At 61.8% G+C, this 25,874-nt stretch carries 24 protein-coding genes; 17 read left to right on the top strand and 7 right to left on the bottom strand.

Annotation, left to right across the window (positions count from 1 at the left end):
• Positions 1-178 precede the first annotated feature (178 nt).
• Entirely contained in the window at positions 179-1,450 is a 1,272-nt protein-coding gene (locus BM400_RS09030; RefSeq protein WP_089838619.1) for a peroxiredoxin family protein, read from the top strand.
• 380 nt (positions 1,451-1,830) lie between these two features.
• Here the strand turns inward: BM400_RS09030 and ispF are convergent, their stop codons facing one another.
• Together ispF and ispD are read right to left on the bottom strand one after the other, a co-directional pair.
• The gene (gene ispF, locus BM400_RS09025) at positions 1,831-2,448 is read right to left on the bottom strand and encodes a 2-C-methyl-D-erythritol 2,4-cyclodiphosphate synthase (protein WP_089838617.1); all 618 of its coding nucleotides are present in this window, start codon (positions 2,446-2,448) and stop codon (positions 1,831-1,833) included.
• Positions 2,445-3,161 (bottom strand): 2-C-methyl-D-erythritol 4-phosphate cytidylyltransferase, encoded by a 717-nt coding sequence (ispD, locus tag BM400_RS09020; RefSeq protein WP_089838615.1) that lies wholly within the window; start codon positions 3,159-3,161, stop codon positions 2,445-2,447. Before ispD ends, ispF begins: the two co-directional genes overlap by 4 nt.
• A 110-nt stretch (positions 3,162-3,271) precedes the next feature.
• Between ispD and BM400_RS09015 the strand changes: the two genes are divergently transcribed.
• The 3 genes from BM400_RS09015 (at position 3,272) to ftsH (ending at position 7,704) form a co-directional block, all read left to right on the top strand.
• Complete coding sequence (locus BM400_RS09015; protein ID WP_089838613.1) at positions 3,272-4,414, top strand: type IV pilus twitching motility protein PilT; 1,143 nt, start codon at positions 3,272-3,274, stop codon at positions 4,412-4,414.
• 57 nt (positions 4,415-4,471) lie between these two features.
• Positions 4,472-5,533 (top strand): tRNA lysidine(34) synthetase TilS, encoded by a 1,062-nt coding sequence (tilS, locus tag BM400_RS09010; RefSeq protein WP_089838612.1) that lies wholly within the window; start codon positions 4,472-4,474, stop codon positions 5,531-5,533.
• A 254-nt stretch (positions 5,534-5,787) separates the two neighbouring features.
• Entirely contained in the window at positions 5,788-7,704 is a 1,917-nt protein-coding gene (gene ftsH / locus BM400_RS09005; RefSeq protein ID WP_089838610.1) for an ATP-dependent zinc metalloprotease FtsH, read from the top strand.
• A gap of 70 nt (positions 7,705-7,774) precedes the next feature.
• On the opposite strand, the gene BM400_RS09000 is transcribed toward ftsH, so the two are convergent.
• The 4 genes from BM400_RS09000 to BM400_RS08985 form a co-directional block, all read right to left on the bottom strand.
• The gene (locus BM400_RS09000) at positions 7,775-8,623 is read right to left on the bottom strand and encodes a manganese catalase family protein (RefSeq protein WP_089838608.1); all 849 of its coding nucleotides are present in this window, start codon (positions 8,621-8,623) and stop codon (positions 7,775-7,777) included.
• 205 nt (positions 8,624-8,828) lie between these two features.
• Entirely contained in the window at positions 8,829-10,010 is a 1,182-nt protein-coding gene (gene holA, locus BM400_RS08995; RefSeq protein ID WP_089838606.1) for a DNA polymerase III subunit delta, read from the bottom strand.
• The gene (locus BM400_RS08990) at positions 10,007-10,540 is read right to left on the bottom strand and encodes an LPS-assembly lipoprotein LptE (RefSeq protein ID WP_089838604.1); all 534 of its coding nucleotides are present in this window, start codon (positions 10,538-10,540) and stop codon (positions 10,007-10,009) included. Before BM400_RS08990 ends, holA begins: the two co-directional genes overlap by 4 nt.
• A gap of 120 nt (positions 10,541-10,660) precedes the next feature.
• Positions 10,661-11,038: a DUF4260 domain-containing protein gene (locus tag BM400_RS08985; protein WP_089838602.1), complete on the bottom strand. Its 378-nt coding sequence runs from the start codon at positions 11,036-11,038 to the stop codon at positions 10,661-10,663.
• A 149-nt stretch (positions 11,039-11,187) separates the two neighbouring features.
• Between BM400_RS08985 and mtnA the strand changes: the two genes are divergently transcribed.
• The 7 genes from mtnA (at position 11,188) to BM400_RS08950 (ending at position 20,161) form a co-directional block, all read left to right on the top strand.
• A complete protein-coding gene (gene mtnA, locus BM400_RS08980) occupies positions 11,188-12,264 on the top strand; it encodes an S-methyl-5-thioribose-1-phosphate isomerase (RefSeq protein WP_089838600.1) in 1,077 nt (358 codons plus the stop codon).
• Between the two features lie 238 nt (positions 12,265-12,502).
• Positions 12,503-14,407: a VWA domain-containing protein gene (locus BM400_RS08975; protein ID WP_089838598.1), complete on the top strand. Its 1,905-nt coding sequence runs from the start codon at positions 12,503-12,505 to the stop codon at positions 14,405-14,407.
• 34 nt (positions 14,408-14,441) lie between these two features.
• Positions 14,442-14,711 carry a permease gene (locus BM400_RS08970; RefSeq protein WP_245781773.1) on the top strand — a complete coding sequence of 90 codons (270 nt, stop codon included), beginning with the start codon at positions 14,442-14,444 and terminating at the stop codon, positions 14,709-14,711.
• A 26-nt stretch (positions 14,712-14,737) separates the two neighbouring features.
• On the top strand, positions 14,738-16,525 hold the full coding sequence (locus BM400_RS08965) for a VWA domain-containing protein (RefSeq protein ID WP_175528934.1): 1,788 nt from the start codon (positions 14,738-14,740) through the stop codon (positions 16,523-16,525).
• A 71-nt stretch (positions 16,526-16,596) separates the two neighbouring features.
• Complete coding sequence (gene mscL / locus BM400_RS08960) at positions 16,597-17,043, top strand: large conductance mechanosensitive channel protein MscL (protein WP_089838594.1); 447 nt, start codon at positions 16,597-16,599, stop codon at positions 17,041-17,043.
• 75 nt (positions 17,044-17,118) lie between these two features.
• Complete coding sequence (locus BM400_RS08955) at positions 17,119-19,257, top strand: M28 family metallopeptidase (RefSeq protein WP_245781772.1); 2,139 nt, start codon at positions 17,119-17,121, stop codon at positions 19,255-19,257.
• Positions 19,258-19,960: 703 nt separating this feature from the next.
• Complete coding sequence (locus tag BM400_RS08950) at positions 19,961-20,161, top strand: hypothetical protein (protein WP_089838592.1); 201 nt, start codon at positions 19,961-19,963, stop codon at positions 20,159-20,161.
• A gap of 76 nt (positions 20,162-20,237) precedes the next feature.
• Here BM400_RS08950 and thiC read toward each other — a convergent pair whose 3' ends face one another.
• Complete coding sequence (gene thiC, locus BM400_RS08945) at positions 20,238-21,722, bottom strand: phosphomethylpyrimidine synthase ThiC (RefSeq protein ID WP_089838591.1); 1,485 nt, start codon at positions 21,720-21,722, stop codon at positions 20,238-20,240.
• 286 nt (positions 21,723-22,008) lie between these two features.
• Here thiC and BM400_RS08940 point away from each other — a divergent pair, with 286 nt between their 5' ends.
• From BM400_RS08940 to BM400_RS08915, 6 genes are all read left to right on the top strand, one after another.
• Positions 22,009-22,530, top strand: coding sequence for a YciE/YciF ferroxidase family protein (locus tag BM400_RS08940; RefSeq protein ID WP_089838588.1), 522 nt, complete (start codon positions 22,009-22,011; stop codon positions 22,528-22,530).
• Positions 22,531-22,774: 244 nt separating this feature from the next.
• Positions 22,775-23,467 carry an EAL domain-containing protein gene (locus tag BM400_RS08935; RefSeq protein WP_245781771.1) on the top strand — a complete coding sequence of 231 codons (693 nt, stop codon included), beginning with the start codon at positions 22,775-22,777 and terminating at the stop codon, positions 23,465-23,467.
• 33 nt (positions 23,468-23,500) lie between these two features.
• Positions 23,501-23,959 carry a cytochrome c maturation protein CcmE gene (locus BM400_RS08930; protein WP_089838584.1) on the top strand — a complete coding sequence of 153 codons (459 nt, stop codon included), beginning with the start codon at positions 23,501-23,503 and terminating at the stop codon, positions 23,957-23,959.
• A gap of 9 nt (positions 23,960-23,968) precedes the next feature.
• Entirely contained in the window at positions 23,969-24,685 is a 717-nt protein-coding gene (locus tag BM400_RS08925) for an ABC transporter ATP-binding protein (protein WP_245781770.1), read from the top strand.
• Positions 24,682-25,179, top strand: coding sequence for a Cys-tRNA(Pro) deacylase (ybaK, locus tag BM400_RS08920; RefSeq protein WP_089838582.1), 498 nt, complete (start codon positions 24,682-24,684; stop codon positions 25,177-25,179). The genes BM400_RS08925 and ybaK overlap by 4 nt, the downstream gene beginning before the upstream one ends.
• Positions 25,176-25,862, top strand: a complete 687-nt coding sequence (locus tag BM400_RS08915) for a heme exporter protein CcmB (RefSeq protein ID WP_089838580.1) — start codon at positions 25,176-25,178, stop codon at positions 25,860-25,862. Before ybaK ends, BM400_RS08915 begins: the two co-directional genes overlap by 4 nt.
• Positions 25,863-25,874 lie beyond the last annotated feature (12 nt).

Below are 25,874 nucleotides of genomic sequence, written 5' to 3'. Positions count from 1 at the left end.
CCGGTTTGACCTGCGGGGCTGGAATCGCCTAACCTTGTCTTTATGAAGATGTACCCAGTTCGCTGTTGTTGCGGCCTCGTCCTGACGGCCCACGCAGACGCGCGTCTTCTCTAGTCTTACCCTTCTCCTCCAGGCGCATCCCCGCCCTTATCTTTTTCCATAGAATCGAGTACGTTCCATGAAGCTGCTTCCTGCTCTTCTTTTGTTTTCTCTGACTTCCCTTGCCCAGACACCTGCCAAGGTCACCGGCGACTGGACCGGTTCGGCGACATCGCATGGCCAACAGGTTCCGATCCATCTGCGGATTACCGGTACGGCAAAGTCCCTGAACGCCGCTCTGATCAATGGTCCGGAGAGCTCGCCGGCGACTGGTGTTTCGGTCGCTGGAAACCATCTGCTGGTCAAGTTCAACTACTACGACAAGACGCTGGATGCGACGATCGCGGATGGCACGCTGACCGGAAGCTATGGGACGAAGACGGTCCGTTATCCGTTGACGATGAGCAAGGCGCCCGTGCAGGTGGTGAAGGGCAGCGTGGCCCCGAAGATCGACGGCGACTGGGAGGTCGCGGTGAAGAGCGCCAAGGGAGAGTCCGCCTGGCAGCTTCGCGTCGCCCAGACAGGGCAAAATGTGAAGGCCGTGATCCAAAGGATCGATGGGGATACGGGTTCGCTCTACGGGACCTGGGACCAGCCGGCGCCCGGCATGGCGGCGCCCTCGCATACCTACCGGGTTTCGCACTTCACCGCAGCGGGACCGGCACTTTACACACTGACGCCGAAGGAGGATGGCACGCTGATCCTGACGAATCTGCTGCGTGCGGACCTGAATCCTCCGGACCAGCAGAACCTTGTGGCGCGGCGGCCGGAGGCGGCGCGTGCGGCCAAGCTGGCCCCGCCGACTGATCCCACGCAGCAGACGACGATGAAAGATCCGACGAAGCGCTTTGTTTTCAGCGCTCCTGACCTGGCGGGGAAGGTCGTTTCCAACACGGACCGGCAGTTCGACGGCAAGGTGGTGATTGTGACGGTGGGCGGATCGTGGTGCCCGAACTGCCACGACGAGGCTCCGTTTCTGGAGAGCCTGTACAAGCAGTTTCACGCGAAGGGTTTGGAGATCGTAAACCTCTCCTTTGAAGAGGACGAAGACCAGTTGAAGGATCCGGTTCGGCTGAGGGCTTTTATTGCCCGCTATCACCTTGATTACACTGTGCTTCTGGCAGGGACGACGGATCAGTTGAACGAGAAGATTCCGGACGCGGAACATCTGAATTCGTGGCCTACGAGCTTTATCCTGGGGCGCGATGGGCGGGTGAAGCAGGTACACGCGGGGTTTGCGGGACCGGCAAATCCGGAGGCGCATGAGGAGTTGGTGAAGGAGATGACGGCTCTGATTGGAGAGTTGCTGGCAGAGCCGGTGCCGACGCAGAATGCTTCTGTTCCGCGGTAAACCCAGGGCGATTGGACGGACCACCCGGGAGATAGACCCTGCAAATTGGTCTGTTTTCCGGGTTCTTCGTGGGTGTCTGTATCTATGGTGATTCAATGAGGTTACGAGCGGTGCAAGTGATTTTTCCCATGTTTCACCAGAACCTTTGCGATGCTGTTTGGGCTGGTAAAACGTGGTAAAAAGCATGGAAAACGCGGCCATTTTCCGGTCCGAGAAAGTGGTCTGTTTTCGTTTCGATTATCGCGCAACCTGGGAGACGCACCGGGCTCCGGCAAGCGCTGAAGCTCCACTCCTCTCCCGACAGCGAAGGACTTCCATGGCAAAGGAAAAGGCCCACACCCCGGATCGAGGTGTGGGCCTTTTGCCGAACAGATTTTGCTTCAGGTGAGGTCATTGGTGTCGAAGGTGGGGAGCTTGCGGCCGAGGGCGGAGACGCTGCGGGGCTCGTCGACGAGGCCTTTGACGACCGCGTTGAGCTCGTCTTCGGTCTCGGCGGTGGCGGCCATGCGGGCGAGGCCTTCGGGAGCTGCGACGCTTTCGAGCAGGACCGTGCAGTGAGCGACGGCTACGTGGTCCTGGTTGAGACCTTCGGGGGTCTTGGCCTTGATGCCGACTTCGCCGGGTTTGACGCCGAGGAGTTCGGCGACGCGCTCGCGGAGTTCACCGGAGATGGGAACGATTTTGGGTTTGGCGAGGACGAGAACCGTATCGATGTTGACGATCTTGTAGCCGGCTACGGCGATCTCCTCCAGGGCTGTTGCGAGGAAGATGCTGGAATCGGCGTTCTTCCAGCGCTGGTCGGAGGGCGGGAAGAAGCTGCCGATGTCGCCGGCGGAGACGGCTCCGAGGAGGGCGTCGGTGATGGCGTGGAGGAGGACGTCGCCGTCGGAGTGTCCGGCGAGACCTTCGGGATGGTCGATCTTGAGGCCGCCGATGACGAGCGGAACGCCGGGCTTGAAGGCGTGGGAGTCGAAGCCATAACCGATACGAAGGCTCATTTGGCACCTGCTGCTAGGTAGAACTCGGCGAGTTCGAGGTCGCCGGGCTGGGTGACCTTGAAGTTGCGGGGGGATCCGGGGACGACGGCGACCTGGACGCCGGCGCGTTCGAGAAGCGAGGCTTCGTCGGTGCCGGCGAACTCGTCGGCTTCGGCTTCGGCGAAGGCACGCTTCATGGCTCCGCAGGTGGCTCCCTGGGGGGTCTGGGCCTGGACGACGCGCTCGCGTGGGATGGTGGAGGTGATGATGGCTCCGTCGGCGGTGCGCTCAACCTGCTTGATGGTGTCGACGGCGGCGACACCGACGATGGCGGCTCCGTGCTTGAGGACGGCGTCGATGGTGCGCTCGATGGTGGCGGGATCGATGAGGGGCCGGACGGCGTCGTGAACGAGGACGATGTCGTCGTCGGCACAATCCAGGGCGTGGAGGGCGCGCGAGACGGAGTCCTGTCGATGGTCTCCGCCTTCGACGACGACGACCTTGCCGGTGAGGCCGAATTCGGCAACCTGGGCGGCTACGCGCTCCATCTCCTGCTGGCGGACCGCGACGTAGATCTTCTCGATGCGGGGCACGGCGGCGAAGGCGCGAAGGGAGTGGACGAGGATGGGGGTTCCGGCGATGGTGAGGAACTGCTTGGGCGCGAGAGGCGCAGGCGAACCCGCCGCCATGCGCGTGCCGATACCCGCTGCTGGAAGAATACAAAAGACTCGCATCAGGGTCGAAGTATACCAAGATGTGAGCCCGCGGCGTGGACAGGTAACCTTCTTTGGCCAGGGAGAGTCTAGTCGTGGCATGGAGCATCGGATGAAATGAGGACAGTTGGATGGCGGGGTATGAGAACGATCTGTCGCAGTTGGTGTATGAGCTGAATGCGGTGCAGCCGAAGGCGAAGAAGGAGCGGAGTGGCTCGCTGACGGCGCTGCTGAAGCTTGCGGCCGAGCGGCGCGCCACGGACATTCTGCTGGTGGCGGGATCGCCAGTGACGTTGCGGATCGATGGGTCGCTCACGGTGGCCTCCGACAAGGCGCTTGCCACGGAGGAACTGCGGGGGATGCTTCTCCCTCTGCTCTCGGCGGCTCAGGCGCAAGAGTTGGAGCGGGACAGGTCGGTGGACTTCTGCTTTGTGCAGGGGACGACTGGGAGGTTTCGCTCGAATCTGCACTATCAGCGGGGAACCCTGGCGGCGAGCATTCGTCTGCTTTCGATGCAGGTGCCGACGCTGGAATCGCTGCATCTGCCCCCGGTGCTGGCGCGCCTGATGGAGCGCAAGCAGGGGCTCATTCTGGTGACGGGACCTACAGGCAGCGGCAAGACTTCGACGATGGCAGCGATGGTCGACCGGGTGAACACGCGGCGGCGGGACCACATCCTTACGATCGAAGACCCGATCGAGTACCAGCATGGAAACAAGAATTCCATTGTGGAGCAGATTGAGGTGGGGCGGGATACGCCCAGCTTCGGACAGGCGGTGCGGGCGGTGCTGCGACAGAATCCGGATCTGATCCTGATTGGCGAGATGAGGGACACGGAGACGATGGCGGCGGCTTTGACGGCAGCGGAGACAGGCCATCTGGTCTTGTCGTCGCTGCATACCAACGATGCGGCGCAGACCATGTCGCGCTTGCTGGACAGCTTCTCCGGCAACAGTCAGTCGCAGATCCGGCAGCAGCTTTCCCTGGCGCTGCTGGCGGTGGTAGCGCAGCAACTGGTTCCGGCGGCGGGCAAGACGGGGGTGTATCCGGCGGTGGAGGTGATGGTCGCGACGCACGCGATCCGGAATCTGATCCGGACGGGGCAGGATCACCAGATTCGCTCGCAGCTCTCGACGGGGAGCCGCGAGGGGATGGTGACGATGGACCAGTCTCTTGCGGAGATGGTGCTGGCGGGGCGGATCTCACGGGAGATGGCGATGGCGCATTGCCATCATCCGGAGGAGCTTCGATCGCATTTGAGCGGTGGGGTCTAAGAGCGCGATGCGTGGGCAGCGGCCCCGTGCAGCAGGACCGGGTTCTAAGATGAGGTCATGTTGGTTTTCGATCGTACGTATCTGGTTCCGGGGACGAGGGTTTGTGTGGCGGTTTCGGGCGGGGCGGACTCCGTGGCTCTGTTGACGGGGCTGCATGCGGCCAATTCCCTGCCCCGGAATGCGCTTGGCATCGGGCTGGCGGCGGTGCATGTGAATCATGGGCTGAGGGCCGAGGCCGCGGAGGATGCGGCGTTTGTTCAGGCGCTGTGTGAGCGGCTTGGGGTTCCTCTGGAGGTGTCCCCGGTGGATACGCCGGGACATGTGGCGCGGACGGGGGAGACCGTCGAAGAAGGGGCCCGGACGCTGCGGTATGGGGTGTTTTCCGCGTATTTGAGCGACGGCAAGGCGGATGTGATTTGCACCGCGCACACGCTGGACGACCAAGCCGAGACGGTGCTGATGAAACTGCTGCGTGGAGCGTGGACCGAGGGGCTGAGCGGAGTGCATCCGGTGGTGTCGCTGGCGAAGGGGAAGATCGTGCGGCCCCTGCTGGGGACAACGCGGGCGATGGTCGAGGCGTGGCTGGGGAAGACGGGGCAGGATTGGCGCGAGGATGCGAGCAACGTGGACCCGGCGTATACGCGGAACCGGCTGCGGCATCATGTGCTTCCGATGCTGCGGGAGGAGAATCCTTCGCTGGACCGGACGCTGGCGAATCTGGCGGAGCTGGCTCGCGAGGAAGAGGCGAAGTGGACCGCGGACCTGGGACGTTTGTTGCCGCAGGTCTTGTTGCCAGGGAAGCCGGTGCGCGGGGGCGGGCGGGCCGTGGGGACGGCTCCGGGTGAGGCCGGGGTGGCGATCGAGGTGGAGCGGTTGAAGACGATGGATGGGGCGACGCGGCGCAGGGTTTTAAGGGCGGCCGCGCGGCAGGCCGGAGCTCGGCTCTCGTTCGATGAGACGGACCGGCTGCTGGCGTTGTGTGGATTTCGGGTGGATGCGACGGTGGCGTCGAAGCCGGGGACGGTGCTGGCGCTTTCACAGGGTTTGCGCGCGGAGCGGAGCGTGCGGGAGCTGCGGTTTTCGGGGAGTGGGGGCAGGACTGCCCCAAAAGTAACTTGAAGCGTGCATCGTGCGGTCAACAAATCGCATCGTAAAGCCCTGAATCCCCAGTCTTGAGAGTAGAATCTAATCACTTAGCGGGAGCCTTCGCTCCCAACGGCACGGTGTTTCCGGCCGGTGGGACCTTCGAACGGATTGCTCGTCTAAGAAGCTGGGTCCATGGTGCCGGGAAGGGCCTGGGCTGAACTCCCGGCAACGCACCACGCACACGCATGGCCGGGTCGTTTCGACCGGATTAAACTGAGGAAATACCCTTGAATTCGACCGTAAAACAAATTTTGATTTGGGTCTGCATGGTTGCCTGCCTGTTCCTCGCCTGGCGCTTCGTCGCTACGAGCACGGGGATCGGCAAGGAAAACCAGATGAGCCTTTCCGACGTGCTGACAAAGACGGAAGAGGGCAACGTCGCCGATGTGACGGTGAATGGCGCGGACATGACCGGGCATCTGAAGGGCTCGAAGGATCAGTTCCACACGACGATTCCGGCCAACTATCCCGAGATGTACAAGACGCTGCGGGATCACGGCGTGAACATCACCGTGAAGGATCCGAATGCGAACGCGTGGCTGAGCGTTCTGTTCCAGTTCGCTCCGATTGCGTTGCTGCTGGCTCTGTTCTTCTTCATGATGCGGCAGATGCAGTCTGGCGGGAACAAGGCGCTGAGCTTCGGCAAGAGCCGCGCGCGCCTTCTCTCGATGCAGCAGAAGAAGATCACCTTCAAGGACGTCGCGGGTGTCGACGAGGCGAAGGAAGAGCTGAAGGAGATCATCGAATTCCTGCGCGAGGCGCAGAAGTTCCAGCGTCTCGGCGGACGCATTCCGAAGGGTGTGCTGCTGGTTGGGCCTCCGGGAACGGGTAAGACCCTGCTGGCGCGTGCTGTGGCCGGTGAGGCGAACGTTCCGTTCTTCTCGATCTCCGGTTCGGACTTCGTGGAGATGTTCGTCGGCGTGGGCGCAAGCCGCGTTCGCGATCTATTTGAGCAGGGCAAGAAGAATGCTCCGTGCATCATCTTCATCGACGAGATCGACGCAGTCGGCCGTCACCGTGGCGCCGGTCTTGGCGGCGGGCACGATGAGCGTGAGCAGACGCTGAACCAGTTGCTCGTCGAGATGGATGGTTTCGAGTCCAACGACGGCGTCATCCTGATTGCTGCCACCAACCGTCCCGATGTGCTCGATCCGGCTCTGCTTCGTCCGGGCCGCTTCGATCGCCGCGTTGTGGTGGATCGTCCCGACATTCGCGGACGCGAAGAGGTTCTGCGGGTTCATGCCAAGAAGGTTCCGATGGCGGAAGACGTGAACCTGAATGTGCTGGCTCGTGGGACACCGGGCTTCTCGGGCGCGGACCTGGCGAACATGGTGAACGAGGCTGCGCTGACGGCAGCGCGCTTCAACCGCAAGTCGGTCCACATGTACGACTTCGAGATCGCCAAGGACAAGGTTCTAATGGGCGCGGAGCGGAAGTCGATGCTGCGCACGCCGGAAGAGCTGAAGATCACGGCGTATCACGAGGCCGGGCACACGCTGGTTTCGGCGCTGCGTTCGCACTCGGATCCGCTGCACAAGGTGACGATCATCCCGCGCGGCATGGCGCTGGGCGTGACGGTGTATCTGCCGGAGCAGGATCAGCACACGGTCAGCCGCGACTATCTGGAGACGCGTCTCGCGATGATGATGGGCGGACGGGTTGCGGAAGAGATCTTCCTGAAGCAGATGACGACCGGAGCGGGCAACGATATCGAGCGCTCGACGGCTCTGGCTCGCGCGATGGTGTGCGAGTACGGCATGTCGGACCTTGGACCGATGACGTTCGGCAAGAAGGAGCAGGAGGTGTTTCTGGGCCGGGAGATTGGCCAGTCACGCGACTTCTCCGACGATACCGCCAAGCAGATCGATGCCGAGGTACGGAAGTTCGTGGATGCGGCTTACAAGAGCGCGTACGAGATTCTGGACTCGCACCACGACATCATGCACCGCATGGCGCAGGCCCTGCTGGAGCGGGAGACGCTGGATTCGGTGGAGATCGCCCTGCTGATCGAAGGCAAGGAACTGCCACCGGCGCGTTCGCCGCTGTCGGCTGTAGATCCTGGACCGGGCGATACGCAGGAGGTTCTGAAGCCGGGATCGGGGCGCAAGCCCGGGTTCGGTGAGGGACAGCCTTCGCCGGCTTAGTTCAGATCGATATGGAAAGAAAATAAAGAGGCGGCCTTCCGGCCGCCTCTTTGTTTTCCGATGCGCATGCCTACTTCTTTTTTGCGACAGGGGCCTTGGTTTTGCCGATGGACTTCTCGGCTACCGAGGTGCGGGCCTTCTGGGCGGAATCCTGCTTACCGCGATCTTCGCCTGGGATGGCTCCGTTGATGTCGCCTACGGAGAGGCCCTTACCGCCTGCCATCTCGGAGTCGACGGGGTGGAGACCAAAGGACGAGGTCCAGGGACCGCGCATATCGTGATCCCGCTCGTTGCCGTCGCCGGTGGAGGCGTTGAAGTACTCGTCGACAATACCGGGTGTGGGCTTGAGTCGACCGATGGAGAAGGGGTTCTTTTCGAGGGACTCGAGGGCTGCGGAGAAGGCCTTCATGTGGGTAATCTCACGAGTCATCAGGAACTGCAGGGTGTCAATGGAGCCGGGGTCGTCGGTGTGGTCGATGAGGCGCTCGTAGACGATCTTGGCGCGGGCCTCAGCGGCGATGTTGGAGCGGAGGTCGACGTCGAGTTCGCCGGTGATCTTGAGGTAATCGGCGGTCCAGGCGTTGCCCATGGAGTCGAAAAGGGCGACGCCACCGCCGCCGGCGATGGTGACGAGCGGGTCGGCCTCGGCGGCTTCGCGGTTGGTCTTGAGGGGGGCGAGGTGCATGCGGATGAGGGCGCCGACGACTTCGAGGTGAGAGAGCTCTTCGGTGCCGATGTCGAGGAGGAGATCGCGGCGGGCGAGATCGTCGACGCAGTTCCATCCCTGGATGGTGTATTGCATGGCGGCGGCGAGTTCGCCGTTGGCTCCGCCGAACTGCTCGAGGAGCATGTTGCCAAAGCGGACGTTCGGCTCACCGATATTAACGGTGTACATGAGTTTTTTGACGTGGTGATACATGAGTTTTGGCCCTGGATATTCTGGTTTGCGTGCGAACGTTCCAGTCCATTGGATGCAGGATGACAGGGCTGCCCTGTCCCCCGGACGGATTATGTGCGCTGGGCGACGGAGGGCCGGAAGAGCGAACGGACAGCAGATCCTCTGCGGAAAAATGCACAGAACGGACAGAACAGGCAACGAAGAAGACTTTGTTGAGAGAAGTTTCTTAGAGCTCCATGGCGAACTGGTGCGTGTTCTCGTAGGTGCGGGGTGGGTCGCTGGCGAGGGCCAGGATGAGGCGCTCGAGGACCAGGAGCTTATTCGCCGGGGAAGAGCGCAGCTCAAGGTCGGCCTTCGCGACGAGGCGCAACGCACGGGTGAGGGCAGAGCGGGACTTGTAGCGGCGGGCCTGGCGGATGAGGTCTTCGGCGGCGAAGGGCGGCATGCGGAAGCCCTGCCAGAGGACCGACCAGATCGCGCGGGAGTCGCGCACGTTCTTCTCGTGGATGATGAGCATCTGGCGGAAGGTGCGGGCGAGCATGTAGAGGTGGCCGATGGAGGAGTCTTCGCCTCCGTCGCTCGCGTTCAAGAGGCCGTGGAGGAGAAGCAGGGCCTTCGGGCGGTCTTTGGCGCTGATCGCGTCGGTGAGCTCGTAGAGGCTGCGCTGCTTGGCGGCGAGGACCATGGTTTCCACGTTGCCCAGGGTAATGCGCGGTGTGCCACCGGATTCGATTTGGGGGGCGGTGACGTAGAGGGCGAGCTTTTCGAACTCGCTGGCAACCATCATCATGTCGGCTCCGAGTGCGTCGACAAGCTCGCGGGCGGCGTCGGGGTCGAACTGGATGTTGCGCTGCTCGGCAGCCTGGGCCAGCCATTTGACCGCATCGGGGCCGTCTACGCGGGCCAGTTCGACGAGGCCGCACCAGTCGCCGAGGGTCTCGCGGATCTTCTCGTAGCGCTCCTTGTCCGTCATGTCCATCTTGCGGAGGTCGGTGGGGAGGCGGAGGTGGTCGGCCACGAAGATGACGACGGCCTGCGGGTTGGGCGAGCGGAAGTAGCTGTCGATGGCGGCGAACTCTTCCTTCTTCGAGCCGCGTCCGTAGAGGGCCTTGATGCCACGGACGAAGATGACCTGGAAGGGGGCCATCAGGGACGGAGTGCGGGCGAGGTCGAGGGCGTCGAAGATGGTGGTTTCGGCGAGGTCGAGGTCGTGGAGGGAGAAGTCGCGGGATTCGGGCGGGGCGAGCGCGACGAGGACACCGGCGCGGCAACGCTGGTAGAGGAAGGCCTCGTCGCCGAGGAGGACGTAGCCCGGGCGCAGGGCGGAGGTGACGATCTCGGCGAGGAAGCGGTCGCTGGCTGCGAAGGATTTGATGGGGGCGGCCTTTGCCGCTACAGGCGAGGTCATTGGAACGACTCCAGCATGTCGCCGACGAGGGCCTGGGCGAAGTCACGGGCGAGGCGGCGAACGGCGGCGGAGTCTTCCTGCACGAAGAGCGTGAGGTCCTGCGTGGACTGGTACTGCTCGCGGTAGGTGAGGGCTTCGTTGCGATACAGGATGGTGCCGTCGCGGGCGGTGAGGATGACGCGGGCGGTAATGGTGACGAGGTAGCTGGAGGTCTGGCCGGAGGTGGCGTCGTAGGTCAACGGGGTCACGGTCTGCGACAGGATCGAGCCGGTGAGGGTGGCGTCGGCGTCGTTGTCCTTGGACGTGGTGAGGATGCGGTATTTGGTGCGGGTATCGAGCTCGCGGATGACGGCCTGGGTGAAGGTCATCTCGGTGCGATAGGCCTGCGAGTGAGTGGTGAAGATGGGGACGTCGAGGGTGCGGACGTTGGCGGGAAGGTGGGTCGCGGAACCTGCGCGGTGGTAGCCGCAGCCGGAGAGCGGGAGAAGGAGGGCCGAGATCAGGACTAGGGGTGTGAGGAGGCGGCGCATGCTCGTTTCTATTGTCGCATTGCGCTTGCTGGAAAGATGAGCAAAAGATTGTGGGGAACGGGCGGAAAGACGGAAGAAGAGGCAAGTGCGACAGTCAGGCGCAGATTCCCTTCGGGAGCGTCAACCAATCGGCTCATTGAGGTGTTGGAGGTGGGTGTCCTTGAAGTACGTGGGGTATTTGAGGCCGTAACCGAGGACGCGGTCGAAGGCGATATGGGAGATCCAGATGAGTGCGACGGCGAGTGTGGCCTCGCGCTCGGCGTTCCATGCGTAGAGGGCGAGGAGGAGTGGAACCCATACCGTGTGGCCGAGGTTGTAGAGGGCGGAGCCGAAGCGGGGGTTTGCGAGGTAGCCAAGCATGAAGAGGTCGGGGGTGAGAAAGAGTATGGCAAAGCGAAACCATCCGGCGCTGGCCTGGAGATGGTGATAGGCGACGAGGGTTACGACCAGGATGGCAGCGGCTTCGAGGCGGATGAGGAGGGCGGGGCGGGTGAGCATGGTCGGGTCTCTTGATTTGGCTGTTGGCTTAGATACGGGCTTTGGACGCTGATCGTTCCGCGTGGATGCTTTTGCCTGGTGGAGGAAGGCTATCTGGCTTCGCTCGATACCCCATCGGGATGACTCTATCGCGGTAAACTGGTAGGGATATGATTCCTACCCTTGAATGGCTTCCTACCGGCGTTAATTTCCTGGATCAGACCAAGCTTCCGCTTGAAGAGACCTACGTTCTGGCTACCGACTACATCCAGGTCGCAACCGTGATTCGCGACATGATCGTGCGGGGGGCTCCGGCGATTGGGGTTTCGGCGGCGATGGGCGTGGCGATCGGGATTTTGAGGAGCGGGGCGACCTCGTTCGACCAACTGGATGTCGAGGTCGCGGAGATCTGCTCACATCTGGCGGGGACTCGGCCTACGGCCGTCAACCTCTTCTGGGGGATTGGGAAGATTCGGGATCTGTATGAGCAGCGCAAGGCCGCGGGGGACTCGATTGCGGCGATCAAGGACGCCGTCGTCGCCGAGGCCTGCCTGATGTACGACGAGGATATCGCGGCGTGCAAGCAGATGGGTAAGAACGGCGCGGAGCTGCTGCCGCAAAAGGGCACCGTGCTGACGCATTGCAACGCGGGTGCGCTGGCGACGTGCGGGTATGGATCGGCTCTGGGCGTGATTCGCGCGGCCATCGAGGCTGGGCACGAGATCGATGTGTTTGCCGATGAGACGCGGCCGTTTCTGCAGGGCGCTCGCCTGACCGCCTGGGAGCTGATGAAAGACAACATTCCCACGACGGTGCTGTGCGACAACATGGCCGCGCACCTGATGGGCAAGGGACGGATTCAGGCTGTGATCGTGGGCGCGGATCGCATTGCGGCCAATGGCGATACGGCGAACAAGATCGGCACATATGGCGTTTCGATCCTGGCGAAGGAGCATGGGATTCCGTTTTATGTGGCCGCGCCGTGGTCGACGATCGACCAGGCGACCGCTACGGGCGATGGGATTCCGATCGAGCAGAGGTCGGCGCTCGAGGTCACGCACTCGAACGGGAAGCAGATGACGCCGCACGGTGTGGCGATCGAGAATCCCGCGTTCGATGTGACACCGGCGAAGTACATTACGGCAATTATCACGGAGCGCGGCGTGCTGCGGGCGCCTTTCTCGGAGTCGATCAAGGCGATGGGCGAGATGCCTGAGCCGGCTCGGCTGAGGGCAGTTACGGTCTAGAAAGGCTTGTTCTGAGGGAGGACCGTTGCCCGCAGGGCGATCCGTGCCTGACTGTTCTCCGGATGGTGCCTGCGCAGACGTTTCTGGCCCTCGCGTTGCCTGGAGTTTTGTTTCCGGACAACCGAGGGCCGGGCAATGTTCGGCAGCGCATGGTTCTATGCGGGTTATCGACCGGACTTTCTTGGGGTGACGGGTTGGTCTAGACTTGGGTCACGCTGGTTCCAGCTCCGGAGATTCGATGACACGTTCGTTCCCTGCCCTGCTTTTTGGTTTTACCCTGGCTCTTCCGTTTGCGACTGTGGCCCAGACTGCAGCGCCCGCTGCTCCGGCGCTGCCGGCGGCGCCTACGGCCAATGCCCCCGTGGCTCAGGCTCCCGCACCGGGAACGGGTGTGGTGACGACGCTGAAGGCACAGTCGAACCTTGTGATTCTGGATGTCGTGGTGACGGATAAGAATCACAAGGCGATCCATGGGTTGAAGGCCTCGGACTTTCAGGTGCGCGAGGCGGGTACGGCACAGACGGTGAAGACGCTTGAAGAGCATACGCCGGCGACGGTCGCCCCGCCGACGGCTCCGACAGGACCTCTGCCGCCGGGTGTATTTACCAACCTGACGGCAGTGCCGGAGAGCGGGCCGCTCAATGTGCTGCTGATCGACAGACTGAATACGCCGGTGGATTCGCAGGCATTTCTGCACCAGCAGCTGGTGCAGTTCATCAAGACGATGAAGCCGGGGACGCGGCTGGCGGTGTTCGGGCTGAACCGGCAACTGGTGTACCTGCAGGGTTTTACGAGCGATCCGAAGGTGTTGCTGGCTGCGCTGGAAGCGAAGAAGAACCTTCCGGGACAGTCGCCTCTGCTGGACTCGTCAAGCGAAACGGCGGTGTCGGATACGCTGACGGATATGGGTGCGTCGGCTGACACGATTGCGAATGTGCAGCAGTTCGAGGCTCAGACGCAGAGCTTCCAAACGCAGCTTCGGGTGCGCTATACGATGGACGCGATGAACGTGCTGGCGCGCTATCTCTCGGCGTTCCAGGGCCGGAAGAACCTGATCTGGTTCTCGGGTTCGTTCCCGCTGTCGATCCTGCCGGACGGCGATCTTCAGGATCCGTTCGCGGCGATGGCAGATATGGGGGATGAGTTTCGCGAGACGACCGGACTGCTGACAAAAGCGCAGGTGGCGGTGTATCCGATCGATGCACGCGGCTTGCAGAGCTCGCCGGTGTTCAACGCGTCGCAGAACAATTCAAAGTATGCAAGGAATCCGGCTGCGTTTGCGAAGGCGAACAGCGATGCGCTTGGCAAGATTGCCGATGAGCACATCACGATGCGGCAGATGGCGTCGGAGACGGGCGGCGAGGCGTTTGTGAATACGAACGGGCTGGCCGACGCGGTGGAGAAGGCGATCGAGAACGGATCGAGCTACTACACGATTACGTATACGCCGTCGAACGTGAAGGCCGACGGAGGCTTCCGCAAGATTCAGGTGACGACGACGGGTGGGTATGAGCTGGCGTATCGACGGGGATACTACACGGATGGAGCTCCGAAGAAGGACCGGGTGCAGTTGACGACGTCTGCCGCGACGGCTCCGGCACCGACGCCGCAGCAGATGGAGGTGCGGAACTCGATGGTGCGTGGAGCTCCGACGCCGACGCAGATTCTGATGAAGATTTTCGTTGGACCTCTGGGACCTCCCACGGAGGCAACGCTCGCGGAGAAGAACGTCGCTCCACCGACGACGAAGGGACCGTACCGGAACTATGTCGTGAACTACGCGGCTCTGCCCTCGGATATGGGATTCAAGAACGTCGGGCCGGGCAAGTATGAGATCGCCCTGCAGTTTCTGACGTATGTCTACGACGTGAACGGGGTGTTGGTGAACTCCATCGGCAACACGGTGCAGGCGGTGGTGACGCCGGCGAATGTGAAGGCGATGATGGAGACGGGCTTGCAGTTCCGTCAGGTGGTCAGCGTTCCGGCGAAGGGGGATTACTTTCTGCGGATTGGGCTTCACGACCTGCTTGTGGATCACGTGGGAGCCATCGAGGTTCCTGTTGCCGCGGTGAAGAATCTGCCGGTGGTGGAGATTCCGAAGCCGAAGCCGGCGCCTCCAACGCTCAGCGATCTGCCAAAGTAAGGATGTGAGTATTTTGCGAAGGCGGTTCTTCGAGGTGCGAGCACGTTCGCTGGTAAGGGCGAACGTGCTCGTGGCGGTGAGCATGGTGGGTGCTCTGCTGCTGTCGGGGTTTCCGCGGATACAGCCTACGGGATGGCAGGTACTGCCGGCCCTGGTGTGCGTGGCCGGCACGATCGATACAGCCAGATGTATGCGGAAGACGTGGAGCTTTTACCACGGAGGTGTGTTGCTCTGCCTGTACATGGACCTGATGGTGCTGGTGGCTATCTTGTTCTTTTTGTTCTATCCAGCGTCTCCAAACTGATAGTCTTCCTGCGGAGACCACACAGCATGTCGAGCCGCATCTCTGCACCCGGTGTCCTTCTTCTTCTCAGCGTTTTTTCGTCACCTCTGTGGGCTCAGGACGTGACGGTTCTTCAGGCTCGTTCGCGTATCGTGGTCGTGGATGTCGTCGCTACGGATTCGAAGGGGAACCCCGTGAAAGGCCTGACGGCTGCCGATTTTCAGTTGCTGGAGGACAAGGTTCCGCAGACGATCCGGCATTTCGATGAACATGCGACGGTTGCCGGCGACGCTCCGGCGATATCGACGCCAAAGATGGCTCCGAATACGTTTACGAACGTGGTGATGGCTCCCCAGGGCAGTGCGCTGAATGTGATTCTGGTGGATGCTTTGAATACGCCGCGGGAGGCGCAGCCGATGTTGCGGTCCCAGCTTGGCGAGGTCGTGGATAAGCTGCCGCCGAATACCCGGGTGGCAGTGTTCGCGCTGAGCGACCGGGTGGTGATGCTGCAGAGCTTCACTTCGGACCCTGCGGTGCTGAAGGCGGTTCTGACGCAACGGAAGCGTATGCCGGCTTCGGCGTCGCTCCAGGCACAGGGCGGTGGGGCGGGGTTAGTGGGAAGCGACCAAATCGTTGGGGCTTTCGATCCGGGGACTCCGATCGCGATGTTCGAACGATCCATCACCAACATCGTCGGGGACCAGCAGATTGGGATGACGCTGGATGCACTGCAAGAGATCGGCCAGTACCTGGCGGCTTTGCCCGGCCGCAAGAACCTGATCTGGCTCTCCGGTAGCTTTCCGGTGGACTTTATTCCCGATATCAACTCCGCGGGTGGGTTAGGGACGTTCAGCAGTATGAGGTTCTACGCCGAAGAGATGAGGAAGGTGAGCTCGGAGCTGGCGCGAAGCCAGGTGGCGGTGTATCCGATCGATGCGAACGGAGTGCAGATCGATCCGGCGTATACGTCTGCATTGCCGGGACGACCTGCTGGAGCGGTGGAGAACGACCCGGGCTACAACTCACGCATGTCCTCGGCTTTTTCGACGCATCTCGAGAAGGTTCATGGAGAGATGCGGCAGATGGGCGAACAGACTGGCGGACATGCGTTTTATGGTTCGAACAATCTGGCGCGGTTTGTGAACCAGGCGATCGAGCGCGGCGCAAACTACTACACGCTGACCTACGTTCCGACGAACACGAACTGGAACGGCGGGCCACGCTCCATCCAGGTGGAGATGGTGCATGGAAAGAAGATCAACCTGGAGTATCGTACCGGGTATCTGGCAACGGACAAGACGGTGACGGCAAACAACCAGCAGACGACGCCGGAGAGCCAGAGGACGGCGTTCAGCACCGTGGCCGCGTCGATGAAGCGGGGCGCTCCGACGCCGACGGAGATTCTGTTCAAGATTCGGGTAACGCCTTCCGGGGTGATTGATCCGCCGGCCAAGGCAGAGGTGCCGGTTGGGGCCGGGCCCCTGGCTGCGGTGTCTCGCAAACAGCAGAGACGCTACAAGGTGGATTATGCGGTGAATCCGGAGGATCTGCATTGGAGGGTCGACAACGGCGTCCGCGATGCTACGGTCGAGTTCATGATGGTGGGCTATGACCGCGATGGAAGCGTGTTGAATTCAGCCAGCCGCACCCTGTCGTTGAAGCTGACGGAGGCCAACTACGCCGCTGCGGTCAAGGGTGGACTGCAACTGGCCCAGGAGATCGCCATGCCTGCCAAGGGCGACTACTACCTGCGGATCGGCGTGATGGACAAGGAGACCAACCATGTCGGCAGCGTCGAGGTCTCTACCGCAACGCTGGTGATGCCGAGGAGTTAGAGCGGCATCACGGGGTAGAGTGATATTCTGCCGGGGTTGAGTGATTTGATCTCCACGGGGGACGAGGCTTCATGCTGAAAGGTTTTCGCGATTTTATTCTGCGCGGCAATGTCGTCGACCTTGCTGTAGCCGTCATCATCGGCGCGGCGTTTGCCGCGATTACGAACTCGCTGGTTACGGATATCATCAATCCGTTTATCGCGGCGGTCGTGGGCAAGCCTGACTTCTCGGCGATCGTGTGGCATGTGCATCTGTTTCACAAGGCCGGGGCAGCCGGAGCACCGGACGCCAATGCCGGCGTGATCCAGGTTGGCAAGTTCCTGAATAACGTCATCAGCTTTTTGCTGAATGCAGCGGTGGTCTACTTTGTGATCGTGCTGCCGGTGTCGAAGCTGCTGGCCCGCTTGAACAAGGCAGAGCCGGCGCCTCCCTCGACGAAGACCTGTCCGCAGTGCCTTTCAGAGATTCCGTTGGCGGCGAAGCGGTGCAAGTTCTGCACGGAGCCCGTTGCCGTTTAGGTTCTCGCCTTCCAGGAACACGCAAAAGACTGTGGGGAAAAGACGGAAAAGGCGGGACAAAGAAGTCAAAGCCTGGTGAGGTGGGTTTGCGGGCTGGGGGTTGGGCTCGGTCTGGCGGGGTCTTGCCTGCTGGGGCAGAGTGGACCCGCGCTGCCTGCGAAGGTGTTTGGCTTTCGGGACTTCGGCGCGACCGAGGCACGGTGGGATAAGGCCTTTCTGGCGGTGCCGGACCCGGCGCTGGCTCGGGAACATTTGAAGAGGCTGACTGCCGCTCCGCACTGGGCCAGTTCGCCCGAGGACTACGCGACGGCGCTCTATGTCGCCGACCGCTTCAAGGCGGCCGGGCTGGAGACGACGATCGTTCCGTACCGCGTGCAGTTGAACAGGCCGGTGAAGATACTGGTCGAGGCCTTTGCGGCCGATGGCGCACGGCTGATGACCGGACCGCAGGCGGAGCATGTGGATGGGACGGACGGGGGCGATCCGTACCAGAACGACAAGCGGATTCTGCCGGCATTCAGCGGTTCGTCTCCTTCCGGCGACGTGACGGGGACGGTCGTGTATGCGAATTACGGCACGTTGGCGGACTTCAAGCGTCTGCAGGAGATGCATGTCTCCGTCCGGGACAAGATTGTGCTGGTGCGGTATGGCGCGAACTTTCGTGGGGTGAAGGTGTACCTGGCGCAGCAACGCGGGGCGAAGGGCGTGCTGATCTACTCGGACCCTGCAGACGATGGGTTTGCGCGGGGCGATGCGTATCCGAAGGGACCGTTTCGTCCGGAATCGGGAGTACAACGTGGATCGGTGCAGTTTCTGCCGATCTTTCCTGGGGACCCAAGTACGCCGGGGTATGCTTCTGTGCCGGAGTTGCCGGACGCGGAGCGGGTTGCCGTCGGCAAGGGGCAGGTGACGCAGCCTTCGATCCCGGTGAATCCGCTGTCGTGGAAGGACGCGGAGCCGATTCTGGAGGCGATGGGCGGGGCCAGCGCTCCGGCAAACTGGCAGGGTGGACTGCCCTTCAACTACCACGTGGGCGCTTCGGGCAGGAAGGCCGTCAAGGTGCATATGCGGCTGGTGCAGGACATCGCGCTGCGGACCATATGGGATGTGATTGGCAAGATTCCCGGAGTGGGTGGAGCGGAGAAGGACGATCTGGTGGTGGCGGGCAATCATCGCGATGCGTGGGTGTTTGGGGCGGTGGACCCGAGCAGCGGGACGGCGGCGATGCTCGAGGCGGTGCATGGTCTGGGGACGTTGCTGCAGGCGGGCTGGCGGCCAAAGAGGACGCTCGTCGTTGCGTCGTGGGATGCGGAAGAGGAGGGGCTGATCGGTTCGGTGGAGTGGGTGGAACAGCACCCGGAGCTGATGAAGCGGACGGTCGCGTACCTGAACACGGATGTGGGGGTCTCGGGACCTTCGTTTTCAGCCTCTGCGGTGCCCTCCCTGAAGGAGTTTGTGAGCGATGTAACGAAGGAGGTCGAGAGCCCAGCCGGTGGAAGCGTGCATGAGCAGTGGAGGCTCGACCAGGAGAGGGCGCATCCGAAGGAGCCGGTGAGCGAACCCAAGATCGATGCGCTGGGATCCGGGTCGGACTACACGCCCTTCCTGCAGCATGCGGGTGTGGCGGCGACGGATATCGGATCGAATGGGCCATACGGCGTGTATCACTCGGCGTTCGACAACTTCAACTGGTTCGTGAAGAACGCCGATCCGAACTTCCTGTACGAGCAGCAGCAGGCACGGGTGTTTGGGCTGGAGATGCTGCATATGGCCGACGCGGATGTGCTGCCGATGGACTACGGGGCCTATGGCGCGGAGGTGGTCGGGTACCTGTCGGAGGTGCGCGCGAAGGCCGAGGAGAAGGGTTTGAAGCTCGACTTTACGAAGACGCAGCAGGCGGCGATGCGGTTTGAGGCAGCGGGGGTTGCGGCGCGGGTGCGGCAGGACGCGGGGAACGTCGATGCGGTGCGGATGAATCGCGCGCTGAAGGAGACGGAGGTAGCGCTGCTGCTGCCGAATGGGCTGCCCGGACGCGGATGGTACAAGCACAGCGTGTACTCGCCGGGGGAGTACACGGGGTACCAGGCGGTGGTGATTCCGGGAGTGAATGAGGCGGTGACGCTGGGGGATCGTGCGCGTGCGCAAAGCCAGTTGCAGGGGCTGGCGGATGCGCTGGGGCGGGCGAGCGCGGTGCTGGAGTCCGTGGGCCGGTAAGGCCGGGACACGAACGGAAGGCGCTTCTGGATTGCCTCCGGCGGGTACAACTTTCGTTCGGCGATCTTCGCCTTTGTGGGATGTGTTCCTTTTCAACGACTTGGGAAGATGTGACTGGAGATGGTTTTCAACGCATCCCCAGGAGACCGACCGATGACGCACGACCTGATCCTTGCCTGCGCTTTTCTTGCCATGCTGATTGCTCCCTGTATCGTAGCCATGCGCCATGAAAGCGAAGAGAGCGACTAGAGCCGTATTCGCCTCAGTATCCTGCGGATTTGAGTTTTCGCGATGAGTGCGTACTGGCTGCGAGAGCCCAACGCACAGTCGACCTGAACTGGAACGACCGCGCAACCATCTTTGCCTCTCCCACGTCTGTTGCAAACCGGAGTCAACGAACTCCGGGTTCCGAAAAGGCCGCTTCCCTCTTTGCGAGGGGCGGCCTTTTCGCTTGGTCGATGCCGGATGGTTGGGCTATCACACTCTTTTGGGAAACGCCATACCACTTCGTCGAAGGTGCCGGGCGAATAGTGCTATTCGCGTTTCTGGCCGGGGACGCGATGATCGAAAGGTAGATGGTTTCACCGTCTCGCAGGAGCTCTCCCCATGCTCACGACGGTCTGTCGGATGCAGCTTTTCTGGCGATGGTCATGGCTCCCGCACACATCACGATGCGTTACGAAGTCGAGGAAAACGAATAAGCATGAGTGAACTGAACCCCATGGCACTGGCTCGAGAGTTCTATAGCCGCGCGACTCCGTATCGTCTTCTGAAGCGCGTTGCCGGAATCGCCTTCAACTTCAGTTCCGTATCGCTTGAGGCGTATGAGCAACAGCACGCGGAAAAGCCTGCGGAAGCCAAGCCGCGGATGCATGGATTGCACCCGGCGTTTCCGGCTCTCTAACTTTAGATCGACAAAGAGGCCGCATCCCAGGGGATGCGGCCTCTTTTGCTTGTTACTGATTCAGGAGCACATAGAACTAGCTGCGCATCGCCATCTGTTCGGTGACGATCTGGGTGAGGTCGGGCTTCTTGAGGCCGTACTCGCTCTCGTTGAACTTATCGACCTTCGAGGACCAGTTCATCGAGCAGAACTTCGGACCGCACATGGAGCAGAAGGCCGCTTCCTTGTAGTAGTCGTCGGGGAGCGTTTCGTCGTGCATCGCGCGGGCCGTTTCGGGATCGAGCGAGAGGGCGAACTGTTTGTCCCAATCGAAGGTGTAGCGGGCGTGGGAGATGGCGTCGTCGCGGTCACGCGCGCCGGGACGATGGCGCGCGATGTCGGCGGCGTGAGCGGCGATCTTGTAGGCGATGATGCCGTCCTTGACGTCCTTCTCGTTGGGCAAACCGAGGTGCTCCTTGGGTGTGACGTAGCAGAGCATGGCCGCGCCGTGCCAGCCGATCATCGCCGCGCCAATGGCGGAGGTGATGTGGTCGTAGCCGGGGGCGATGTCGGTGACGAGGGGTCCGAGCACGTAGAACGGAGCGCCGTCGCAGAGCTCAACTTCCTTGTCGACCTGCTCCTTGATCTTGTCCATGGGGACGTGGCCGGGGCCTTCGATCATCACCTGTACGTCGGACTTCCAGGCGTGGCGTGTGAGCTCGCCGAGGGTCTTGAGTTCTGCAAACTGCGCCTCGTCGGAGGCGTCGGCCACGGAGCCGGGACGGAGGCCGTCGCCGAGCGAGTAGCTGACGTCGTACTTCGCCATGATCTTGGTGATGCGGTCGAAGTGCTCGTAGAGGAAGTTCTGCTTGTGGTGCGAGGTCATCCACTGGGCCATGATGGCGCCGCCACGGCTGACGATCCCGGTGATGCGCTTGGAGACGAGCGGCACGTACTCGATGAGGACGCCGGCGTGGATGGTGAAGTAGTCGACACCCTGCTGCGCCTGCTCCTCGATGACCTCGAGGTACAGATCGATGTTGAGGTCTTCGACCTTCTTGACGCGGGAGAGCGCCTCATACAGCGGCACGGTGCCGATGGGCACGGGTGAGTGGCGCAGGATGGCCTCGCGGATCATGGGGATGTCGCCGCCGGTGGACAGATCCATGACGGTGTCCGCGCCGTAGTGGACGGCTGTGTGCAGCTTGCGGAGCTCTTCGTCGACGTTCGAGACGAGGGCGGAGTTGCCGATGTTGGCGTTGATCTTGCAGAGCGACTCGACGCCGATGGCCATGGGCTCTAACTCGACGTGGTTGATGTTCGCCGGGATGATCATGGTTCCTTTGGCGACTTCAGACCGGATGAGCTCGGGGGCGATCTTTTCCTTGAGAGCAATGTAGGCCATCTCTTCGGTGATGAGGCCTTTGCGAGCGAAGTGCATCTGGCTCATGTTGGTGTCGCCGGTGCGTGCGGCCTCAGCCTTGCGCTTGACGATCCATTCGGCGCGGCCGGTGGGAACCCTGTATCCGTTTCCGTTCGTTGCGTGGCCGTTGCCGTTGTGTCCGTTTTCCGTACCGCTCATGCGCCTTATTCCTCCTGCTCATTCGATTCGTTGGCAAGATTTTGTGACTCGGTCAACGAAGTTCTATCGCTTGAGTATACGCGCGGCGGGGGCTGGCTACCCAGCGGAGCGAGCCTGCATCAGACCATGCAGAACGCGGAGAACGCAGGCCAGATGCAGCCGCTTCCGCTTCAGGGGCGCTTGAACGATGGCGCCGCGCTTGCTCGAACCGAGCGCCGCACGGTGACGCTAACCGCACAACCGAACGAACAACCCCAGACCGGACCAGGATTGTCAGGAGATTCCTATGAAGATTTTCTCTGCGAACATCGAAGACTTTCGCACGCTTTACACGACGCATCTTGAAAAAGCGCTGGATATGGAACGCAAGATCGTCAAGGCTCTGCCGAAGATGGTGGAGCATGCAAGCGACATCGACCTGTCGGTGGCGCTGCAGAACCACCTTGAAGAGACCAAGATCCACGTCAGCAAGGTGCAGGGCCTGTTGGAACGCAACACGGGTGAGGTAAAGACGAGCACCTGCAAGGTGATCGACGCCCTGGCGACGAGCGCAGCCGACACCATCACCGACGTCACCGATCCCTCCGTGCTGGACATTGCGCTGATTGCAGGCGCGCAGGAGGTGGAACACCACGAGATTGCGGTGTACGGCACGCTCAAGGCCTGGGCGAGGCTTCTTGGCCTTTCGAACGATGTCTCGATTCTGGAGTCCATTGAAGCCGACGAGATCAAGGCGGATCGCCTGCTGACGGCGCTTTCGACGCGCGTGAACCGCGAGGCGGACGTGGCGGTACCGGCGTACCGCTAGACCGTTTTTCGACCCCACAGCACTATGGGTAGGCCGATTGCAATCAGCCTACCCATGGTGCTTTCACGCTTGAGGAAGATTTTCCTATCCAACGTTAAGCGGCTAGGATGATTGTGGATGAACCTGGGTTGACGTCGCAAACAACTTGCTGTGAGAGGGAAGCATGATGGTGATGGGGCAACCGCCGAACCAGCCACGATGCGGGGCGTGCAAGGATGGAGTGCAGGCCCCCTTCGATTTCAGCATGGCTTTTCAGCCGATCGTGGATGTCGCCAGCGGTACGGTGTATGCCTATGAAGCGCTTGTCCGCGGAACGAAGGGCGAGGGAGCGCACACGATTCTCCAGCAGGTGACGGAGGAAAATCGCTACCAGTTCGATCAGAACTGCAGGGTGAAGGCGATTTCGCTGGCGGCGAAGCTCAATCTGGCGGCGACCGGTGCGCTTTTATCGATCAACTTTATGCCGGGGGCGGTGTATAGCCCGTCGTCGTGCATTCAACTGACACTGGAGACCTCGACGCGGGTGGGCTTTCCCTGCAATCTGCTGATCTTCGAGATTACCGAGACGGAGCAGGTCCAGGACCGGGCGCATCTGCGAGGAATCGTCGCGGAGTACCGGCGCCTCGGCTTCAAGGTGGCGCTGGACGACTTTGGCGCGGGACACAGCGGTCTGAACCTGCTGGCGGATTTTCCAACCGACATCATCAAGCTGGATATGGAGCTGACGCGCGATCTGCCCAACCGTCCGACGGCCCTCCTCATTCTAAAGACGATGGTGCGGCTGGCTGAGGAGTTGGGAAGCGAGCTGGTGGCCGAAGGGGTGGAGACGGTGGAGGAGTTCGAGGCGCTGAAGGCATGCGGCGTCAGGCTGATGCAGGGATATTTGTTTGCCCGTCCAGGGTTTGAGTGCCTGCCGGATGTCCTGCTGCCGCGTTGACCCCCCTGGCCGCAGGCCTCTACACTGGTAACGATGGCAAATGCGGCTCCACTACCCAAAAAGATTATCGCGGCTGTAGCGGTCATTCTGGCAACCGTCGGATACCTGACGTTTACCGGAGTGCAGGACACGAAGCAGTACTACGTGACCATTGGCGAGCTGAACTCGATGGGGAACAAGGCGTACACCCGACATCTGCGCGTGGCGGGTAACGTCGCACCGGGGAGCATTCACCGCAACGGGACCAATGCCACCTTCCAGCTCCTGGAACAGGGCAAGGTGCTGACGGTGAACTATCAGGGAATGGAACCGCCTCCGGACACCTTCAAGGACGATGCGCAAGCACTGGCGGTAGGCATGTACGGGCACGATGGTGTCTTCCACGCCACGCAGCTTCAGGCCAAGTGCGCTTCAAAGTATGCGCCGGCACCGGGTGCGACGCCGGGCGCGAAGCCCACGACCACGGCGGCATCGCTGCCTGTGGCTCGCTAAGAGAGATCTATGGGCGAGGCGACGACGTACTGCGCGATGGCCGCCTCCGGGATGAAGAAAGCCCAGACCGACGTTACACCGGCGGCTGCGGCTCTGATCTCGTGCTCCAAGATTTTTGGCTCCTATGCGGTGTTGCGGAATCTTTCGGTGACGTTTCCGCAGGGATCCTGCACGATGCTTCTGGGTGAGAACGGCGCGGGGAAATCGACGCTGTTGCGGCTGGTTGCGGGGCTGATTGCCCCAACGCGCGGGTCCGTCGAGGTAATGGGCAAGACGCCTCAGGCGCAACGCCAGAAGATGGCCTACATGAGCCACGCACCGATGCTGTACGACGAGCTTTCCGCAATGGAAAACCTGCAATACTTTGCGGGGCTGCATCGCGACGGTGGGTGTGCGTGCGTGGGAAATCCGGAGATGGCGCTGCGAGCGGTGGGGCTTGATCCGCACCTGACGCGACCCGTCGGGCAGTACTCGCAGGGTATGCGGCAGAGAACTTCGCTGGCGCGGGTTTTGCAGTCGGACCCCGAGATTCTGTTGCTGGACGAGCCGTTCTCGAACCTCGATGTCGGCAGCGCGAAGCAGATGGTCGATCTGTTAGCGGACTTCAGAACGTGGCCGGTGGCGGGCGGAGGCAAGAGGACGATTCTGCTAACGACGCACCAGGCAGCACTCGCAGCCGAGCTCGCGGATACGACGCTGACGCTGGCGGGCGGGCAGCTCGCATGAAGCATGCGGCACCAGCCAAGACGAATGCGGCACGGATCCTCGATGGGCTGAAGATCGCGTATGAGCTGAGACCGTACGAGGTCGATCTCGAAGACCTCTCGGCTCCGAACGTGGCACGCAAGATCGGGATGCCGGTGGAGCAGGTGTTCAAGACGCTGCTGACGGTCGCTCCCACGGGGGAACATTTCTTTGCGGTGATCCCGGGCGACGATGAACTGGATTTGAAGAAACTGGCGCTCGCGGCTGGCGTGAAGAAGGTCGAGCTGGCGTCGCTGAAGGATGTCGAGCCTTTGACGGGCTACATTCGCGGCGGCGTGACCGTGATGGGCGCGAAGAAGGCCTTCCCTGCGTATGCGGACGAGACGATCGAGTTGCATGACGCGATCAGTGTCTCGGCAGGATTGCGTGGGTTGCAGATCATCCTGGCGCCCGTGGACTACCTGCGGGCGGCGGAGGCCGAGGTCGCGGACCTGACCAAGGCGGTCGTGCGATGAGTTATTGGCGGCATGTCTGGCAGCATCTGCAGAAAGACCTTCGGATCGAGTGGCGATCGCGCGATGCGATCAATGGGATGCTTTTCTTTGCGCTGCTGGTGGTCGTGGTGTTCTCGCTGGCCTTCGATCCCACGGCGAATCCGACGCTGGCACGACAGATCTCGGGCGGCATCCTGTGGGTAGCGATCCTCTTTGCTTCGACGACCGCGCTGAACCAGACATGGACACGCGAGCAGAGGAACTCGGTGCTCGAAGCGCAGAGGATGGCGCCCTCGCCGGCTTCAGCGCTGTTTCTGGGCAAGGTGCTGGCGAACCTGCTGTTTGTGGGCGTCATCGAGGTGGTGCTGGCGCCGCTGTTCATCATCTTCTACAACCTGCATCCGCTGGGCGACGTGAGGCTGTTTGCGCTGATTCTTCCACTGGGAACGTGGGCTTTGCTCTGCAACGGCACATTTTTCGCGGCGCTCGGGCTGCGAACGAGGAACAGGGAGCTGCTGCTTCCGTTGATTCTCTTCCCTATTTCGCTGCCGGCGCTGCTGGGTATGATCAACGCGAGCGCGGGTGTCATGACCGGCGACGAGGGCTTCAATCCCCTGCTCTGGATCCGGATGTTGGGCGGATACGACATTATCTTCACGATTCTGTGCCTTTTACTGTTCGAGACCGTGGTGAATGCGGAGTAAGTAGCATCCATC

Source organism: Granulicella pectinivorans (genome assembly GCF_900114625.1).
Classification (GTDB): Bacteria; Acidobacteriota; Terriglobia; order Terriglobales; family Acidobacteriaceae; genus Edaphobacter; species Edaphobacter pectinivorans.
This window is presented reverse-complemented; position numbering and strand designations above follow the sequence as displayed.